The sequence below is a fragment of the Variovorax sp. GW822-FHT04E09 genome, from assembly GCF_058800845.1.
The window spans coordinates 914,922-932,667 of sequence record NZ_JBXAMR010000003.1 but is presented as its reverse complement, the minus strand read 5'-3'; the positions used below and the strand labels follow the sequence as shown (position 1 = coordinate 932,667).

18 protein-coding genes are annotated in these 17,746 nt (G+C 70.5%); 13 read left to right on the top strand and 5 right to left on the bottom strand.

The window, feature by feature from the left end; all coding sequences use genetic code 11:
- Positions 1-10 precede the first annotated feature (10 nt).
- Together AC1RL8_RS16675 and AC1RL8_RS16670 are read left to right on the top strand one after the other, a co-directional pair.
- Positions 11-631 (top strand): SCO family protein, encoded by a 621-nt coding sequence (locus AC1RL8_RS16675; RefSeq protein WP_095950891.1) that lies wholly within the window; start codon positions 11-13, stop codon positions 629-631.
- Positions 632-647: 16 nt separating this feature from the next.
- Positions 648-1,478 carry a DNA alkylation repair protein gene (locus tag AC1RL8_RS16670; RefSeq protein ID WP_492684815.1) on the top strand — a complete coding sequence of 277 codons (831 nt, stop codon included), beginning with the start codon at positions 648-650 and terminating at the stop codon, positions 1,476-1,478.
- 66 nt (positions 1,479-1,544) lie between these two features.
- On the opposite strand, the gene rpoH is transcribed toward AC1RL8_RS16670, so the two are convergent.
- Entirely contained in the window at positions 1,545-2,486 is a 942-nt protein-coding gene (rpoH, locus tag AC1RL8_RS16665; protein WP_056577975.1) for an RNA polymerase sigma factor RpoH, read from the bottom strand.
- Between the two features lie 136 nt (positions 2,487-2,622).
- Positions 2,623-3,540 (bottom strand): LysR substrate-binding domain-containing protein, encoded by a 918-nt coding sequence (locus AC1RL8_RS16660; RefSeq protein WP_492684814.1) that lies wholly within the window; start codon positions 3,538-3,540, stop codon positions 2,623-2,625.
- Positions 3,541-3,654: 114 nt separating this feature from the next.
- Between AC1RL8_RS16660 and AC1RL8_RS16655 the strand changes: the two genes are divergently transcribed.
- A complete protein-coding gene (locus tag AC1RL8_RS16655) occupies positions 3,655-4,473 on the top strand; it encodes an aminotransferase class IV family protein (protein WP_492684813.1) in 819 nt (272 codons plus the stop codon).
- Between the two features lie 50 nt (positions 4,474-4,523).
- On the opposite strand, the gene AC1RL8_RS16650 is transcribed toward AC1RL8_RS16655, so the two are convergent.
- The gene (locus AC1RL8_RS16650; RefSeq protein ID WP_095746687.1) at positions 4,524-4,988 is read right to left on the bottom strand and encodes an Mpo1 family 2-hydroxy fatty acid dioxygenase; all 465 of its coding nucleotides are present in this window, start codon (positions 4,986-4,988) and stop codon (positions 4,524-4,526) included.
- Between the two features lie 144 nt (positions 4,989-5,132).
- Between AC1RL8_RS16650 and AC1RL8_RS16645 the strand changes: the two genes are divergently transcribed.
- From AC1RL8_RS16645 to AC1RL8_RS16635, 3 genes are all read left to right on the top strand, one after another.
- On the top strand, positions 5,133-5,852 hold the full coding sequence (locus tag AC1RL8_RS16645; RefSeq protein WP_095950908.1) for a response regulator transcription factor: 720 nt from the start codon (positions 5,133-5,135) through the stop codon (positions 5,850-5,852).
- Positions 5,849-7,648: an ATP-binding response regulator gene (locus tag AC1RL8_RS16640; RefSeq protein WP_307695010.1), complete on the top strand. Its 1,800-nt coding sequence runs from the start codon at positions 5,849-5,851 to the stop codon at positions 7,646-7,648. The genes AC1RL8_RS16645 and AC1RL8_RS16640 overlap by 4 nt, the downstream gene beginning before the upstream one ends.
- Before the next feature lie 193 nt (positions 7,649-7,841).
- Entirely contained in the window at positions 7,842-8,873 is a 1,032-nt protein-coding gene (locus AC1RL8_RS16635) for a hypothetical protein (protein WP_492684812.1), read from the top strand.
- Between the two features lie 128 nt (positions 8,874-9,001).
- Here AC1RL8_RS16635 and ftsY read toward each other — a convergent pair whose 3' ends face one another.
- Entirely contained in the window at positions 9,002-10,312 is a 1,311-nt protein-coding gene (ftsY, locus tag AC1RL8_RS16630) for a signal recognition particle-docking protein FtsY (RefSeq protein ID WP_492684811.1), read from the bottom strand.
- A gap of 29 nt (positions 10,313-10,341) precedes the next feature.
- On the opposite strand from ftsY, the gene AC1RL8_RS16625 reads away from it, so the two are divergent.
- Both AC1RL8_RS16625 and AC1RL8_RS16620 read left to right on the top strand, forming a co-directional pair.
- Complete coding sequence (locus tag AC1RL8_RS16625; protein ID WP_492684810.1) at positions 10,342-11,787, top strand: M16 family metallopeptidase; 1,446 nt, start codon at positions 10,342-10,344, stop codon at positions 11,785-11,787.
- Between the two features lie 19 nt (positions 11,788-11,806).
- Positions 11,807-13,171: a M16 family metallopeptidase gene (locus AC1RL8_RS16620; protein ID WP_492684809.1), complete on the top strand. Its 1,365-nt coding sequence runs from the start codon at positions 11,807-11,809 to the stop codon at positions 13,169-13,171.
- Positions 13,172-13,186: 15 nt separating this feature from the next.
- Here the strand turns inward: AC1RL8_RS16620 and AC1RL8_RS16615 are convergent, their stop codons facing one another.
- Positions 13,187-14,098, bottom strand: coding sequence for a LysR family transcriptional regulator ArgP (locus AC1RL8_RS16615; protein WP_070061978.1), 912 nt, complete (start codon positions 14,096-14,098; stop codon positions 13,187-13,189).
- Between the two features lie 79 nt (positions 14,099-14,177).
- Here AC1RL8_RS16615 and AC1RL8_RS16610 point away from each other — a divergent pair, with 79 nt between their 5' ends.
- From AC1RL8_RS16610 to AC1RL8_RS16590, 5 genes are read left to right on the top strand one after another with little or no spacing between them, the layout of a single operon-like run.
- Positions 14,178-14,813: a LysE/ArgO family amino acid transporter gene (locus tag AC1RL8_RS16610; RefSeq protein ID WP_095746682.1), complete on the top strand. Its 636-nt coding sequence runs from the start codon at positions 14,178-14,180 to the stop codon at positions 14,811-14,813.
- Positions 14,814-14,849: 36 nt separating this feature from the next.
- Positions 14,850-15,512 (top strand): RsmD family RNA methyltransferase, encoded by a 663-nt coding sequence (locus AC1RL8_RS16605; RefSeq protein ID WP_095746681.1) that lies wholly within the window; start codon positions 14,850-14,852, stop codon positions 15,510-15,512.
- 43 nt (positions 15,513-15,555) lie between these two features.
- Positions 15,556-16,059, top strand: coding sequence for a pantetheine-phosphate adenylyltransferase (gene coaD, locus AC1RL8_RS16600; protein WP_062481439.1), 504 nt, complete (start codon positions 15,556-15,558; stop codon positions 16,057-16,059).
- A gap of 40 nt (positions 16,060-16,099) precedes the next feature.
- A complete protein-coding gene (pxpB, locus tag AC1RL8_RS16595; protein WP_070062022.1) occupies positions 16,100-16,747 on the top strand; it encodes a 5-oxoprolinase subunit PxpB in 648 nt (215 codons plus the stop codon).
- Complete coding sequence (locus tag AC1RL8_RS16590; RefSeq protein ID WP_492684808.1) at positions 16,744-17,742, top strand: 5-oxoprolinase subunit C family protein; 999 nt, start codon at positions 16,744-16,746, stop codon at positions 17,740-17,742. Before pxpB ends, AC1RL8_RS16590 begins: the two co-directional genes overlap by 4 nt.
- The last annotated feature ends 4 nt before the right edge of the window (positions 17,743-17,746 follow it).

The window sequence follows — 17,746 nt, the reverse complement described above, 5'->3', positions numbered from 1 at the left end:
TGACCTGCCCATGAACAAGCGCAATGCCCTGAAATCGATCGCCGCCACGGCCGGCTGGGTGGCCGCCTCGGCCACGCTGGGCCTGGGCCTTTCGGCCTGCAGCGAGCAGCCGAAGCAGAGCTTCCAGGCGGTCGACATCACGGGCGCCGACTACGCGAAAGACTTCTCGCTCACCGACGCCGACGGCAAGGTGCGCACGCTGGCCGACTTCAAGGGCAAGGCGGTCGTGCTGTTCTTCGGTTACGTGCAGTGCCCTGATGTCTGCCCGACCACCATGACCGAGATGGCGCAGGTCAAGCAGCAACTCGGCGCCGATGGCAGCAAGCTGCAGGTGCTGTTCGTCACCGTGGATCCGGCGCGCGATACGCCCGAGGTGCTCAAGGCCTACATGGGCGCGTTCGACCCGAGCTTCGTGGCGCTCATTCCCACGCCCGAGCAGCTGGCTGCCGTCGCGAAGGACTTCAAGGTCTACTACAAGAAGGTCGACGGCAAGACGCCGACCAGCTACGCCATGGACCACTCGGCCGCGAGCTACATCTACGACCCGCAAGGCCGCCTGCGGCTCTATGCGCGCTACGGCGCGGGCGTGCCGGCGATGGTGTCGGACCTGAAGACGCTGCTCGCGTCCTGAGCCGGGCGCCCCGGGCATGGACGCCGCATCGGTCGCGCACCTGAAGTCGCGCAAGGGCGCCTTCCGCATCGCACTCATTCCGCCCGAGGTGCTGGGCGCGCTGAACGGCGGGCTGCTCGAGACCGTCAACCTCAACGAATTCCTCGCGCTCGAACTGCCGCTGCTCGCGCGCAGCGTGGCGGGCCATGTCGGCCTCGACGCGGCGCACGAACGGCTGGACGACACGCTCGCCATGCTGGCTGCGTTCAAGCCCATGCAGCGCCACAGCCACATCGCGCGGGCGCTGTACGACATGACGGCCGAACACGCCGAGCGCGATGCCGTGGCACACCGGCTGGCCACGCACGCGAGCGACGTGGCGCGTTGCTGGGCCGTGCAATGGATCACGCTGTCGGGCCTGCCGCTGGCGGCCCAGCTCGACGCCGTGCGCCGCTTTGCCGCCGACCCGCATTTCGGCGTGCGCGAGTTCGCGTGGATGGCGGTGCGCGACAGCGTCATCGATTCGCTCGACGAAGCGCTGGCGCTGCTGCAGCCCTGGGTGACCGATGCCGACCCGAACGTGCGCCGCTTCGCCAGCGAACTCACGCGCCCGCGCGGCGTCTGGTGCGCGCAGATCGAGACGCTGAAGGCCGAGCCCTGGCTGGCGCTGCCGCTGCTGGAGCCGCTGCGCGCCGACGCGCATCGCTACGTGCAGAACTCGGTCGCCAACTGGCTCAACGACGCCAGCAAGACGCAGCCCGAGTGGGTCGAGACGCTGTGCACGCGCTGGGAGGCCGAATCACCGGTCGCCGAGACCCGCTACATCGCGAAGCGGGCGCTGCGCACGCTGACCAAGTCGACGCCCTGAAGCGCCCCCGAACGAAAAAAGCCCGGCACTGCCGGGCTTTTTCGTGGAGGAGGGTGGTCGTGACGCTTACGCGTACTCGGCCAGCGCCTTCTTCATCTTCTTCATCGCCGCCACTTCGATCTGGCGGATGCGCTCGGCGCTCACGCCGTACACCGCGGCCAGGTCGTGCAGCGTCATGCCGCCCGAGCCGTCGTCGTTCACCTTGAGCCAGCGCTCCTCGACGATGCGGCGGCTGCGGTCGTCCAGCGCCTCCAGGGCGGTGGCGATGCCGTCGCTCGACAGGCGGTCGCGCTGCTGCGATTCGAGCAGGGCGGTCGGTTCCTGCGTGGCGTCGGCCAGGTAGGCGATGGGGCCGAAGCCTTCGTCGCCGTCATCGGACGGACCCGGATCGAGCAGCACGTCGCCGCCCGACAGGCGGGTTTCCATCTCGAGCACTTCCTCGGGCTTCACGTTCAGGCGCGTGGCCATCTGCGAGACCTCGTCGGGGCTCAGCGTCTCGCGGTGCGTGCCGTTGTCGGCCGCGGCCGAGTCGGCCTTGAAACCCTGCTTCATCGAGCGCAGATTGAAGAACAGCTTGCGCTGGGCCTTGGTCGTCGCGACCTTGACCATGCGCCAGTTCTTCAGGATGTACTCGTGGATCTCGGCCTTGATCCAGTGCATGGCGTAGCTCACCAGCCGCACGCCCTGGTCGGGGTCGAAACGCTTCACGGCCTTCATGAGACCCACGTTGCCTTCCTGGATCAGGTCGCCGTGCGGCAGCCCGTAGCCCAGGTACTGGCGGGAAATGGAGACGACCAGGCGCAGGTGCGACAGGATCAGCGCACCGGCGGCTTCGAGGTCGTTCTGGTCGCGCAACTTGCGTGCGAAGCCCTGCTCTTCTTCGAGCGTGAGCAGCGGCAGGCGGTTGGCGGCCGAAATGTAGGCATCCAGGTTGCCCAGCGGGGGGACCATCGACCAGGGGTTGGCGACGGCCAGCTGGTTGGCAGAGACTCCAGACAGCGTTGTCATCAGGGGAAACTCCTTTGTGTTGGCCATATTAGCACTCGGTTAGAGGGAGTGCTAAGCCAAGGGTTCCCTTGGGTTTCTATCGTTGCGATAGCTTTTGTCGCGATTTGTTGGATATTTGTATGCCGTTTGGCGTTTTTCAAGTCCTGGAGGCCTGCCCCAGCAGCCAGTCCTGGAACGCCAGGATGCGCGGGTCCTGGGCGCTGCCTTCCGGGTAGACCAGGTGGTAGGCGTAGCCCGCCGCCATGGGCACGCCGATGTCGAACAGCCGCGCCAGCCGGCCCTGGGCGAGGTCGGCGCCGATCATGTCCAGGTCGGCCAGGCCGACCATGCCGCTCTCGGTGACGGCGCGCACCACGTCGCTCGAGTCGGCGAAGCCGATGCAGCGGCTGTCGTCGAAGCCCTCGATGCCCGCCGCGGCCATCCACATCGGCCAATTCGGCCAGACCATGCCGTCGGTCTTCCAGTCGACGTAGCACAGCGTGTGCTGGAACAGGTCGCGCGGCGTTGTCAGCGGGGGCCCGCTGGCGAGCAGCCTGGGGCTGCAGACCGGCACGATGACGGTGTCGAACAGCCGCTGGGCGCGCGTGCCTGGGTCTTGCCCGTTGCCGAAGCGGATCGCCACATCAATGTCGTCGGCGTCGAAATCCCGCAGCGCATCGGAAATATCGAAACCCAGTTCCAGTCCTGGGTTCGCGGCCCGGAACTGCGGCAGCCGGGGCAGCAGCCAGTTGGTCGCGAAACGGGCGCTGGTCGACAGCCGCAGCGTCGCCGCCCCGCGCGCCATGCGCCGGGCGCGGCCGGCGGCGCGGCGCAGGGTGTCGAGCGCGTCGGCGGTGGCCTCGAACCACACGGCGCCGGCCGGCGTGAGGCGGATGCTGCGGCTGGTGCGCGTGAACAGCACCACGCCGAGCTGCTCCTCGATCTCCTTGATCTGGTGGCTCACGGCCGCCGGTGTCAGCCCCACTTCTTCGGCGGCCCGCGTGAAGTTCAGGTGCCGCCCGGCAGCCTCGAAGGTGCGCAGGGCGCGGGTGCCGGGGAGCAGTCTGGGGTGCATCGATCTTCAAATGGTTTTTGATAATTTTCCAAAAACTATTCGTTTCTCTTGGGGAAGTCAACGCGGGATAGTTCAGGAACTTGATGATTCATCCCTTCCAGGAGCCACGAAACCATGTCCGCCAGCGTCCCTTCTCCTTCTTCCTTCGTCGTGCAGCGCAACGGCCAGCCGGCGCCCGCTGCGGACCTGGCCCCGCTCGCCTTCGCCGGCCACGCACACTTCACGGCCATGCAGGTGCGTGGCGGCCGGGTGCGGGGCCTCGACCTCCATCTGGCGCGGCTGCGCTTCGCCTCGCAGACCCTGTTCGGCCAGGCGCTGCCCGACGACACGGTGCGCGCCCACCTGCGGGCGGCGCTCGCGGCCGGCCCGGCGGACCTGTCGCTGACGGCCACCGCCTACTCCCCGGTTGGCGAGTTCACCGCGGCCGAAGCGGTGCCCGAGGTGCTGATCCGCACCGGCCCGTCTTCCAACGGCCCCGCCGGCCCGCTGACCCTGGCCGCGATCGAGCACGAGCGCTTCCTGCCGGCCGTGAAGCACGTCGGCGAAGGCGCCAAGACCCAGCTGCTGCGCCAGGCCGTCGCGCAGGGCTTCGACGACGCGGCCTTTCTCGACCGGCACGGCCGGCTCGGCGAAGCATCGATCTGGAACCTGGCCTTCTGGGACGGCGAGGCGGTGGTGTGGCCCGAGGCCGAGATCCTCGTGGGCACCACCATGGGCATCGTGCGCCGGCAGTTCGAACGCCTCGGTGTCCCGCAGCGCAGCCAGGTGCTGCGGATGGCCGACCTGCCCGCGCTGGCCGGCGCCGTGGTCATGAACTCGTGGACGCCGGGCGTGGCGGTGCACCGCATCGGCGACGTGGTGTTGCCGCCAGCGCCGGCTTTCGTGGAACTGCTGCACCGGGCCTATGAGGCCGAGCCGCTCGTGTCGCCTTGAAGGAACCCTGCGCGCGGACGCTGCGCACCGGCGTGGCCGGGCCTGCGGGGCTACCAGCGAATGCCGAGCTTGACGAACAACTTCGACAGCACGAACAGCGGACCGACCCAGAGGTACTGGATGTCCTCGAAGAACGACGGCTTCTTGCCTTCCATCTTGTGGCCGACGAACTGGAAGATCCACGCCACCACGAAGATCGCCGCCGACACCGGCGCCACCGCGGTGCCCATCGCATGCACCGCCACCAGCGCCAGCACCGTGAGCGCCAGCATCGTGACGAGGAAGGCCGGCGAGCGCAGCAGGGCGTAGTACACGAGGCTGGCCGCCACGAAGGCGTAAGCCACCCACGGATGGATCGCGAACAGCAACCCGACGATGCTCAGCATGATCGCGGGAATGGCCACGAAGTGGATCAGCTCGTTGGTCGGATGGCGGTGGCTCTCCTCGTAGTGGGCGAGGAGGCGGTCGACCTTGCGCTCGCTGGTGGCGAGCGGGGCGGCGGCAGTGTGGGTCATGGTAGGTCTCCGGGGCGCCGTGCGTTGCGGCAAGACGTCCATGGTGCCCACGGCGCCGCGCCGTGGCAAGTGGCGCCAGCCCGGGTCAGGGCGCCATGACTTAGGGCACTGTCGCGCGGGGCTTGCGCCGCTAAGATCAAATCCGTGGCCTCTTTCGACTCCCCCTCCGCACCCCTGCCGCCCACCACCGACATCGGTGTGCCCGCCGGCGTGTCCGGCGCGATCCTGGTGGTGGACGACCACGACCTGCTGCGCCTGGGCGTGAGCGCACTGGTGCAGGCCCAAGCCGCCACCTCGGGCGCGCGCATCGCGGTGTTCGAGGCCGGCAACATCGCCGACGCGCTCGCGCTTTACGCGGCGAACGAGGCGGCCATCGGCCTCGTGCTGCTCGACCTCGCGCTGCCCGACACACACGGGCTCAGCGGCCTGGCCGAGTTCCGCTTGCGCTTTCCGGCGGCGCGCGTCGTGGTGCTCTCGGGCACCGCCAACAGCACGCTGGCGCAGGGCGCGCTCGCGCTCGGGGCCAGCGCCTTCCTGCCCAAGTCCGCCGACCTGAAGGAGATGGTGGGCTTCATCCGCGCCTGCGGCCTGTTCGAGGCCGACGGCACGCCGCAGCAGCCGCTGCCGCCCGCGTCGCTGCCCAAGTCGCTGTCGGGGTATGCGGAGTTCGCGCACGCCAGCGCCTGGCAGGAGCTCACGCCGCGTCAGATGCAGGTGCTGCAGTGGGTGCTCGAAGGCAAGGCGAACAAGGAGATCGCGCAACTGGCCAACCTGAGCGAGGGCACGGTGAAGAACCATGTCTCGACCATCCTGCTGCTGTTCGGCATGCGCTCGCGCGCCCAGCTGATCAGCATGCTGCGTTGAGCGGCGCCACGCTGGCGGGCCGCGGCGACGCCGCCGCCGGCCAGCTGCTGGGCCAGCGCGTGCTGCGCGAGCACGTCGGCTCGGTCTACGACACCTACGGCATTTCCACGCTGACCCACCTGGGCTTCGTGATCGTGTTCGGCTGCATCATCTATTCGCAGCTCAGCGATGCGCGCCTGCTGTTCTGGATGGCGGCGCTGGTGGCGGTCGACATCTACGTCTTCTTCACGCCGCGCTGGACGCCCGACAAGCCGGCCTCCGAGAGCCCGTACTGGGCGCGCAAGATCTCGCGCATGGTCACGCTGGTGAGCATGATCACGGCGGTGGTGCCCTGGTTCATCGTGCCGCACGAGAACCTGCCCATGACCTCGCTGCTGATGGCCGTGATCGTCGGCAGCTGCGCGCGCGCCGCGCAGTCGCTGTGGCCGCTCAAGCCCGCGCTGTTCGGCTACACCCTGCCCATGTCGCTGGGCATGATCATCGCACTGGCCTGGCAGGGCGACGGCCTGCACCTGTTCCTGGCCGCGGCCGGCTCGGCCTACCTGATGCTCACGCTGCACGCCGGCGTGCGCCAGCACCGGCTGCTGACCGACTCGCTCATGCTGCGTTTCGAGAACGAGGCGCTGGCCGCGCGCCTGGGCGAGCAGATCGCCGCCACCGAGCGTGCCAGCGAAGAAAAGACCCGCTTCCTCGGCGCCGCCAGCCACGACCTGCGCCAGCCGCTGCATGCCATCGCGCTGTTCGGCGCCGCGCTCGAGAACGAACTGCGTGGCCGCCCCGAGAGCCGCAACGCCGAGCGCCTCATGCGCGCCGTGAACGCGCTGGGCGCGTCGCTGGACACCATGCTCGACGTGTCGCGGCTCGACGCCGGCGTCATCACGCCGTCGCCGCAGCCGGTCGAGCTCGATGCGCTGTTCCTGCCGCTCAACCACACCTTCTCGGCGCAGGCCGAGCAGAAGGAGCTGCAGCTGCGCGTGCGCGCCAGCGGCCTGTGGGTGCGCAGCGATCCGCAGCTGCTGCACCGCATGCTGTCCAACCTGATGGACAACGCCCTCAAGTACACCGTGCAAGGCGGAGTGACCGTGACGGCGCGCGACCGCGGCGACACCGTGTGGATCGAGGTGCGCGACACCGGCATCGGCATCGCGCCCGAGCAGTCGCACCGCATCTTCGAAGAGTTCTACCAGATCGATAACCCCGGCCGGGACCGCGCGCGCGGGCTGGGCATCGGCCTGTCGATCGTGCGTCGCCTGTCGCGCCTGCTGGGCCATCCGGTGCAGATGCATTCGCGCCCGGGCCGCGGCACGCACTTCCGCGTCGTGCTGCCGACCGTGCCGCCGCAGGTCAGCGCGCTCGTGGGCCCGTTTCCGGCCGGCAGTGTCGAACTGGCTGCACGTCGGCGCGCGGCCACGCTGCCCGGTCGCGTGCTGTTGATGGACGACGAACTTGAAATTCGCGAAGCCATGACCGGCCTGCTGCGCTCGCACGCGATCGATGCGCACGCCGTCGCCGACGAGGCCGCCGCAGCCGAGGCGCTGCACCAGGCCCGCGCCGAAGGCCGGCCCTTCGGCCTGCTGATGTGCGACTACCGCCTGGCCGACGGCGTCGACGGCCTCGACGTGGGCCTGCGCCTGAGTCGGCACCTGGGCACCGAGCTGCCGCTGCTGCTGATCACCGGCGAGACCTCGCCCGACCGCCTGCAGCGCGTGCGCGAGTCGGGCGTGCCCGTGCTGTTCAAGCCCGTGGCGCCCGATGCGCTGCTGCAGGCCATGGCGGGGCTCGCGACGGCACCGTAGCGTCTCGCACACAGCTTGCGATCGAAAGTGAATACGTTGTAGTTCATTGCGTGCCGATCGATCCGGATGGGCGCACATGCAATGACTTTTGGCACTGCCGGGAACATCGGCCCCGTCGTAATTTCGGGTTTCCACGGCGTCGACGGACAGCGGTCCGCGTCGCCACCGAACAAGAATCGACAAGGGAGTGACCATGAATTTCAAACCTGCTGCAGTGGCCGCCGCGACGGCCGCGCTGCTGGCCCTGACGGCGTGCGGAGGTGGAGGCGGCGGTGGTGGCGGTGGCGGTGGCTTCGTGTTGCCGCCGCCCGCACCGGCGCCAGCCCCGGCGCCTGCGCCCACACCAGCACCGGCCCCGGCACCAGCACCGAATCCGGGTGCCACCACTTTCCTGTACGAGGGCCTGCCGGCTGCGACCACCGCGTCGGCCTTCTTCGACAGCCTCGCTGCGCAGGGTGCGCGCGGGTTCCGTTTCCTGAGCGGTTTCTCTTTCACGACCGGCCCCACCACCTTCGAGCACATCGATGGGTTCGTGAAGACGATCGACGCCACCTACAGCTACGAGAAGAAGGCCCCGGCCACGTCCAACGCGGACTTGCAGAACCAGCTGAACGAAGCCGGCGCGCGGGGCTTCCAGTGGGTGGGCGCCCAGTCGATCGGTGGCGAGATGTTCAATGTCTATCGCAAGAGCAGCGCCGACAGTGCCACCTACAGCTACCGTGTCGAGCTGCAGCCCGCCAGCAAGGCGGCTTACCTGGCGCAGGCGAACAGCCAGGGCGCGAGCGGCTTCTACAACCGCACCATCGCGTTCCTGACCGGCGACTCGGCGGGCACGGCGGCCGTCTACGAAAAGAGCTCGGTGGGCAACTCGACCTTCGGCTACGAACTGGGCGATCCCATCGGCGACCACGCCGGCTACCTCGCGCAGTTCAACGAGCGCGGCGCTCGCGGCTTCCGCTTCCGCACGGAGTTCGGCTTCTCGGACGGTGGCGGCGTGGTCTACACCAAGGACCTGTCGCAGTCGGCGACCTTCAACTTCTATTCGCTCGCACCGAGCACCAACACCACGGCCCTCATCCAGCAGGCGAACGCCGAAGGGGCCAAGAAGGCGGCGCTGCTCGGTCACCTGGCGCTGGGCACCAGCGAGCAGAAGGCCTACTACTTCACGTCGACCAACTGCAACGCCAGCCCGGTGTGCGGCCCGACGTCACTGTTCGGTTTCTGATTCCCGAAGAGGCACACACGCAGGGGGAAATACAAAGGGAGAAAAAAGAAAGACAGGGAGCTGACGGTCCCCGGCGCGAGTCGGGGACCGTTTTTTTTGACCGAAGCGAAAGGCGGCGAAAGCGCCGGTCAGCCCAGCAGCGCCTGCGCGAACTCGCGGGCGTTGAAGGTCTCGAGGTCTTCGAGCTTTTCGCCCACGCCGATGAAGTACACCGGAATCGGCCGCTCGCGCGCGATGGCGCACAGCACGCCGCCCTTGGCGGTGCCGTCGAGCTTGGTCACGATGAGGCCCGTGAGGCCTAGCGTCTCGTCGAAGGCCCTGACCTGCGCCAGCGCGTTCTGGCCGGTGTTGCCGTCGATCACCAGCAGCACTTCGTGCGGCGCGGTGGCGTCGGCCTTGGTGACGACGCGCTTGATCTTCTTGAGCTCGTCCATCAGGTGCAGCTGCGTCGGCAGGCGGCCGGCCGTGTCGACCAGCACGACGTCCTTGCCGCGCGCCTTGCCGGCGTTCACCGCGTCGAAGCTCACGGCCGACGGGTCGCCGCCTTCGTTGCTCACGATCTCGACGGTGTTGCGGTCGGCCCAGACCAGCAGCTGCTCGCGCGCCGCCGCCCGGAAGGTGTCGGCCGCGGCCAGCAGCACCGAGGCGCCTTCGGTGGCGAGGTGCTTGGTGAGCTTGCCGATGGAGGTGGTCTTGCCCGCGCCGTTGACGCCGGCCACCATGATCACGGTGGGCGTGTATTCGCCGATGACCAGCGGCTTCTCCAGCGGCTTGAGCAGGTCGGTGACGGCGTCGGCCAGCAGGCGCTTGACCTGCGCGGCGTCGGTGGCCATCTGGCGCTTGACGCGCACCTTCAGGTCGTCGAGCAGGAACTCGGTGGCCTTGACGCCGGTGTCGGCCATGAGCAGCGCCGATTCGAGCTCTTCATACAGCGCGTCGTCGATCTGCGCGTTGACGAACACGGCCTGGATGCCGGTGCCGGTCTTGCGCAGGCCGGTCTTGAGCTTGTCGAACCAGCTCTTGCGCTCGGTGGCGATGGGGGCGGGTTCGGCGACCACGGCGACAGGCGCGGGAGGCGGTGCCGGCACGGGCGCCGGAGGGGGCGGCGGTGGCGCAATGACGGGAGCGGGTGCAGGAACGGGGGCGGGCGCGGGCGCTGGCGCAGGGATCGGCGCTGGTGCAGCGACCGGAACTGGCGCGGGCGCCGGCGCCACCACGGGCGCGGCCGGTGTCGGCTCGGGGGGCGGCGCAGGGGTGGGTGCGGGTGCGGGAACAGGCGCTTCCGCCGCAGGCTTCGACCCGAACCAGCTCGACGGCGAGAACACCGAGCGTGCCGGTGCGGGTTCCGCGGCCGGGGAGGGCGCGGGTTCGGCGGTCGGCGGCGGGGCCGGTGTCACCGGGGCATCGGCAGGTGGTTTTTTCTTGAAGAAACTGAACATCGGGAGCTTTTTACAATCCGACCCATTCTATGAAACACCTCTCGCCACGCCGCGCTGCGTCTGGTGCGGTGCTGGCCCTGGCGCTTTCGGCGCTGTGGACCGTGCCCGCGCAGGCCCAGTCCACCCCCGCCCCCGCCGCATCGGCCGCCGCCGCGGCGGCCCCGGGCCCCCAGCAATTCACCCTCGCCAACGGCATGACCGTGATCGTGCAGACCGACCGGCGCTCGCCGACGGCGGTGCAGATGGTCTGGGTGCGGGTCGGCTCCATGGACGAGGTCGACGGCACCACGGGCGTGGCGCACGTGCTGGAACACATGCTGTTCAAGGGCACGAAGAGCGTGCCGGCCGGCGAGTTCTCGCGCCGCGTGGCGGCGCTGGGCGGCCAGGAAAACGCCTTCACCATGCGCGACGCCACCGGCTACTACCAGCAGATCCCGGTCGGCAGCCTCGAGCAGGTGATGAAGCTCGAATCGGACCGCTTCGCCAACAACCAGTGGCCCGACGACGAGTTCAAGCGCGAGATCGAGGTGGTCAAGGAAGAGCGCCGCCTGCGCACCGACGACCAGCCGCGCGCCCTGCTCGGCGAGCAGCAGAGCGCGGCCGTCTTCACCGCGTCGCCGTACCGCCGCCCGGTGGTGGGCTGGATGAGCGACCTCGAATCGATGACGCCCGCCGATGCGCGCGCCTTCTTCCAGCGCTGGTACGTGCCGGCCAACGCCGTGCTCGTGGTGGCCGGCGACGTCGACGTGGCGCGCGTGCGCGCGCTGGCAGAGAAGTACTACGGCAGCATCCCCGCGCGCGCCGTGCCGGAGCGCAAGCCGCGCACCGAGCCCACGCAGCGCGGCATCCGCCGCCTCGAATTCAAGGCCCCGGCCGAGCAGGCATACGTGTCGCTCGCCTTCCGCGTGCCGCAGCTCACGAACATCGACGACGCCAACAGCGACGCCTGGGCGCTGGTGGTGCTCTCGGCCGTGCTCGACGGCTACGCCGGCGCGCGGCTCGACCGCGCACTCACGCAGGGCCCCGGCCGCGTGGCCGATTCGGCCGGCGCGTACGCGGGCTTCATCGGCCGCGGTCCGCAGTTGTTCATGCTCGACGGCGTGCCGGCCGCCGGCAAGACCGCCGAGACCGTCGAGGCCGCGCTGCGCGCCCAGGTGGCGCGCGTGGCGAAAGAGGGCGTCGGCGAGGCCGAGCTGGCCCGCGTCAAGACGCAGTGGGTGGCGAGCGAGACCTACAAGCGCGACTCGGTGATGGCGCAGGCGCGCGAACTCGGCAGCAACTGGATCCAGGGCCTGCCGCTGGACGCCAGCGAGCGCATCGTCGCCCGGCTGCAGGCCGTGACGGCGGCGCAGGTGCAGGCCGTGGCCGCCAAGTACTTCGGCGATGACCAGCTCACGGTCGCCACGCTGCGGCCCCTGCCGCCCGAACCCAAGCGCGGCCGCGGCTTCGCAGCCCCTGTGGGCGAGATGCGCTGAAAGGCACCGGATTCCCCTCATGAAGAACCTCAAGAAATTTGCAAGCACCGCCCTCCTGGCGGGCATCACCGCGCTGTTCGGCATGGGCAGCGCGCAGGCCGCGCTGCCCATCCAGCACTGGACGCTGGCCAACGGCGCCAAGGTGTACCTGGTGTCGACCAACGCATTGCCGATCGTCGACGTGCAGATCGACTTCGACGCCGGCAGCCGGCGCGACCCGGCCGCGCAGGCCGGGCTGGCCAGCACCAGCGCCGCGATGGTCGAGAAGGGCGTGCGCGCCGGGCGCAACGGCGAGCCCGCGCTCGACCAGAATGCGCTGGGCGAGGCCTGGGCCGACCTGGGCGCCAGCTTCGACGTGAGCGCCGGCACCGACCGCACCAGCTACACGCTGCGCACGCTGTCCGACCCGGCGCTGCTGACCAAGGCCGTGGCGCTGGCCGCGCGCGAGATCGGCGAGCCCTCGTTCCCCGACGACATCTGGCCGCGCGAGCGCGAGCGCATCAACGCCGCCATCAAGGAAGCCAACACCAAGCCCGCCACCGTCGTCGGCCGCGCCTTCGCGCAGGCCGTGTACGGCACGCACCCCTACGGCCAGGAAGTGACCGAAGCCACGCTGGCGCGCATCGACACCGCCGCCATGCGCCAGCGCTACGAGCAGCTGATCCTGCCGTGCCGCGCCAAGCTCAGCATCGTGGGCGCGGTCACGCGCGCCGAGGCCGAGGCGCTGGCGACCACGCTGCTGTCGCGCCTGCCCAGTCCCGGCGCCTGCGCACCGCTGCCGGGCATCGCGCCGGTGGCGGCGCTCACGGCACCGAAGGACGAGCGCATCGCGTTCGACTCGGCCCAGGCCCACGTCTTCATCGGCCAGCCCGGCTACCCGCGCCAGGACCCCGATCACTTCGCGCTCACGCTCGGCAACTACGTGCTCGGCGGCGGCGGCTTTGTCTCGCGGCTGACCGAAGAGGTGCGCGAGAAGCGCGGCCTGGCCTACAGCGTGTACAGCGGCTTTGCGCCGGGGCTCGAGGCGGGCGCCTTCCGCATCGGCTTCCAGACCCGGCCCGACCAGGCCGAGGCGGCGACGAAGGTCTCGCGCGACGTGCTCGCGAAGTTCGTGGCCGAAGGCCCGACCGAGAAGGAACTGAAGGCCGCCAAGGACAACCTGATCGGCGGCTTCCCGCTGCTCCTGGACAGCAACCGCAAGCTGATCGGCAACGTCGCCAACATCGCCTGGTACGACCTGCCGCTGGACTACCTCGACACTTGGACCGCGCGCATGAACGCGGTCACGGCCGCCGACATCCAGGCCGCGTTCGCCCGCAAGCTGCAGCCGCAGCGCATGGTGACGGTGGTCGTGGGCGGCAAGCAGGCCGCCGCGGCGCAGTAAGAAGAAAAGAAAAGCTCAGGCCAGCGCGTGCGGCCCGCTGCGCGCGGCCTCGCGCACCGCGGCACCGAGTTGCGCCAGCAGACGCGGCGCCGCGCGGGCGTGCTGCCAGTACAGCGGCACCGGCAGCGTCGCGCCGGGCACCAGTTCGACCAGCGTGCCGTCGCGCAGCGCATCGGCCACCATGCTGGTCGGGTGCATGCCCCAGCCGATGCCGCGGCAGGCCGCCTCGACGAAGGCGGCGGGCGAGGGCACCCAGTGGCGCGGCGTCTCCACGTTGCGGTGGCAGATGCGGCGCACCCAGCGCGCCTGCAGCCGGTCCTTGCGGTCGAACACCAGGTTCGGCGCGGCGGCCAGCGTGCGTGCGCCCACGCCCTTGGCGAAATACCGTTCCACGAAACCGGGGCTCGCGGCCGCCACGTAGTGCACCGTGCCCAGCGCCTCGCTGTTGCAGCCCGTGACCGGCTGGGCCAGCGCGGTCACGGCCGCCAGCACGGCGCCGCTGCGCAGCCGTTCGGCCGTGTGGTCCTGGTCGTCGGCCGTGAGGTCGAGCAGGGCGTCGGGCGCCTGCGCGGCGAAGGCCGCGGCACCCGCCATGAACCAGGTCGCGAGGCTGTCGGCGTTGACCGCCACCCGCACCGTGACCCGCTCGTGCGCCTCGCCGCTGCCCATGCCCAGCGCGGGCAGGGCCTCGCGCAGTTCGTGCTCCAGCATGCCCACGCGCTCGACGTGCCGGCACAGCTGCAGGCCAGCCTCGGTCGCCACGCAGGGCTGGCCGCGCACCAGCAGCGCGCCGCCGGTGCGTTCCTCGAGCAGCTTCACGCGCTGCGACACCGCCGAGGGCGTGACATGCAGCGCGCGGGCGGCGCGCTCGAAACTGCCTTCGCGCACCACGGCGGCAAGGGCGTGCAGGGCGGCGTAGTCGAGCATGGTTGTGAATGAAGTAAAACTGAATCGGCGTTAGAAAGTTTAGTTTGATTGAATCGGCTGCGGACGGCAAGCTCGGACCATGACCGCCGTTCACGCCTCCACCGCTTTCCTCAACGGGCTCTTCATGAGCCTGGTGCTCATCGTCGCCATCGGCGCCCAGAACGCCTACGTGCTGCGCCAGGGCTTGCGCCGCGAGCACGTGAGCGCGGTGGTGCTGTTCTGCGCCGTCTGCGACGCGGTGCTGGTCGCCGCCGGCGTGGCCGGCATGGCGCAGGCGCTGAAGGGGCGGCCGATGCTGGCAACGCTGCTCGCGGGCTTCGGCGCGGCCTTTCTCTGCGGCTACGGCCTGCGCGCGCTGTGGCGCTCGCGCCAGCCGGGCGCGTTGCAGACGGTGTCGCAGGGCGCCTCGCGCTCGCGCGCCGCGGTGGTCGCGCAGGCCGCCGGCTTCACGCTGCTGAACCCGCACGTCTACCTGGACACCGTGCTGCTCGTGGGCACGGCCGGGGCGCAGTACCCGGGCCTGCTCAAGGCCTGGTTCGTGGTCGGGTCGACGCTGGCCAGCGTGCTGTGGTTCACCGCGCTGGGCTTCGGCGCGCGGCTGCTGGCGCCGGTGTTTGCACGGCCGCGCGCCTGGCAGATGCTCGATGCGCTCATCGGCGGCACGATGCTCGTGCTGGCCGCGCTGCTGGCCCGCCGCGCGTTCATGGGCTACTGAGTGAAGGGGGGCCAGCTGCGGCGTTAAGCTCGCCGCATGCCCCAGAAGCCCCCGAAGAAGAACGTCGCCGCGCCCGTCTCGCGTGCCCCCGCCGCCAAGCGCCCGTCGCGGCCCAGCGAGGTCCGCATCATCGGCGGCGAGTGGAAGCGCACCCGCCTGGCCGTGGCCGACAAGCCCGGCCTGCGCCCCACGCCCGACCGCGTGCGCGAAACGCTGTTTAACTGGCTCGCGAGCCTGGCCGGCGTGGGCGGCGGTGCCTTGCCGGGCTGGCACTGCATCGATGCCTTCGCGGGCACCGGCGCGCTCGGCCTCGAAGCCGCCTCGCGCGGCGCGGCCCACGTGCTGCTGTGCGAGCAGGACGCCGCGCTGGTCGCCCAGCTGCAGGCCGCCAAGGCCAAGCTCTCGGCCGAGGCCGTGCGCGTGGAGCGCGGCAACGGCGTCACCGCGCTCGAACGCGCGGCAGCGGGCAGCCTGCAGGCGGTGTTTCTCGACCCGCCCTTCGACAACCTCGCGCTGTACGAGCCGGCCCTGCGCGCCGCCGCGCGCGCGCTGCATGCCGACGGCGCGATCTACCTGGAGGCGCCGCGCCGCTGGGCCGCCGAGGAGCTCGCCGCGCTGGGCCTAGCCGAATTCCGCTACCTGAAGGCCGGCGCCGTGCATGCCCATCTGCTGCGCCGCGCCGTGTCCGTGCCTGCATAATCCGCCGGACAAGCCGCACCGGCAGCATGAGGAAGAAGCAACCATGGCCAGCAACGTGATCGCGGTTTATCCCGGCACTTTCGACCCCATCACCCTCGGTCACGAGGACGTGGTGCGGCGTGCAACCCAACTCTTCTCCAAGGTGATCGTCGCCGTCGCGGCGGGCCACCACAAGAAGGCGCTGTTCACGCTCTCCGAGCGCATGGACATGGCCCGCGAGGCGGTGAAGCCCTACAGCGACCAGGTGACGGTCGAGAGCTTCTCGGGCCTGCTGCGCGACTTCGTCGTCGCGCGCGGCGGCAAGGCCATGGTGCGCGGCCTGCGCGCCGTGACCGACTTCGACTACGAGTTCCAGCTCGCCGGCATGAACCGCTCGCTGATGCCCGACGTCGAGACCGTGTTCCTGACCCCGAGCGACAAGTACCAGTTCATCTCCAGCACCTTCGTGCGCGAGATCGCCATGCTCGGTGGCGAGGTCAACAAGTTCGTCTCGCCGAACGTCGAGCAGCAGCTGACCGCCAAGGTCCGCAGCCTCGGTAGGGAATGAGCCCGCTCCCAGGCTTCGCGCTGAGGTGAGCGCCACCCCCTTGCCCCGCCTGCATCCGCTGGGCGATGCGGCGTTGGTGTGCGACCTGCCCGCGCCCGCCACGCTGGCGCAGCAGCAGCGCATCTGGGCGCTGGCCGCCGAGGTGCTGGCCTGGCCCGGCGTCGGCGAGGCGCTGCCGGGCATGAACAACCTCACGCTGACCTTCGACCCGACCGCCGTGGCGTTCGAGGAACTTGCGGCGCGCGTGCTCCAGGCCTGGCCGGGGCTCGCGGCCCATGCCGCCGAGGGTCGGCGCATCGAGATTCCCGTGGCCTACGGTGGCGAGCACGGCCCTGACCTCGCCGACGTGGCGGCCCACACCGGGCTGTCGGCGGCCGAGGTGGTGCGCCGCCACAGCGGCGGCGACTACGTGGTCTACCTGCTTGGGTTCCTGCCGGGCTTCGCCTTCATGGGCGGGCTGGCGCCTGAACTCGCGACACCGCGCCGCGCCGAACCGCGCACCGCCGTGCCCGCGCGCTCGGTGGGCATCGGCGGCGAGCAGACCGGCATCTATCCGCTGGTGTCGCCGGGCGGCTGGCAGCTCATCGGGCGCACGCCGCTCGAACTGTTCGACCCGTCGGCCGAGTCGCCCACCTTGCTGCGTCCGGGCGACCGCGTGCGCTTCGTCGTCGAAAGCCTGCAGACATGATCCTCGTGCGCAAACCCGGCGTGCATGCCTCGGTGCAGGACCTCGGGCGGCCCGGCCTGCGCCAGCTCGGCATCTGCCCGGGCGGCGCGCTCGACATGCTCGCGCTCACGCTGGCGAACCGGCTGGCCGGCAACGCCGACGCGGCGGCGGGCATCGAATTCACCATGGGCGGCTGCGAGCTGCAGTTCGAAGTCGACACCCGCATCGCGCTCACCGGCGACGACTTCGGCGCCACGCTCGACGGCGTGCCGCTGTGGCCCTGCTGGAGCGTGCCCGTGCGCGCCGGCCAGACCTTGCGCCTGGCCGGTGCCAACGCGCCTGGCACGCCGAAGGCCGGCCTGCGCCGCTGGCTCGCGGTGGCCGGCGGCATCGACGTGGCGCCCGTGCTCGGCTCGCGCAGCACCGACCTCAAGGCCGGCTTCGGCGGCCACGAGGGCCGCGCGCTGCGCAAGGGCGACCGGCTCGTGCTGGGGGCTTCGCGCCTCGGTGCAGACCAGAACGCGCGCCGTCCTTTCGGCCTGCGCGCGCCCGACTGGGGCATGGCCGAGCCCGACGGCGCGCTCGCGCTGCGCGTGCTGCCCGGCCCCGAGTTCGACCTGTTCACGCCCGACGCGCAGGCGCTGCTGTGGAGCGAGCGCTGGCGCATCACGCCGCAAAGCAACCGCATGGGCAGCCGGCTCGCCGGCGCCGAGCTGCAGCGCAAGGCGGGCGGCGACATGCTGTCTTCGGGCGTGATCCCCGGCACGATCCAGGTGCCGCCTTCGGGCCAGCCGATCATCCTCATGGGCGACGCGCAGACCACCGGCGGCTACCCGCGCATCGGCGTGGTGATCCGCGCTGACCTCTGGAAGCTCGCGCAGGCGCCGCTCGGCGGCCGGCTGCGGCTGGTGCGCACCGACCTGTCGCACGCGCTCGCGGCCTGGGCCGCGCAGCAGCGCTACCTGGCGCAGGTGGCGCAGGGGCTCGCCGCTGCGGGCTGGCCCGGCGCGGCCTAGACTG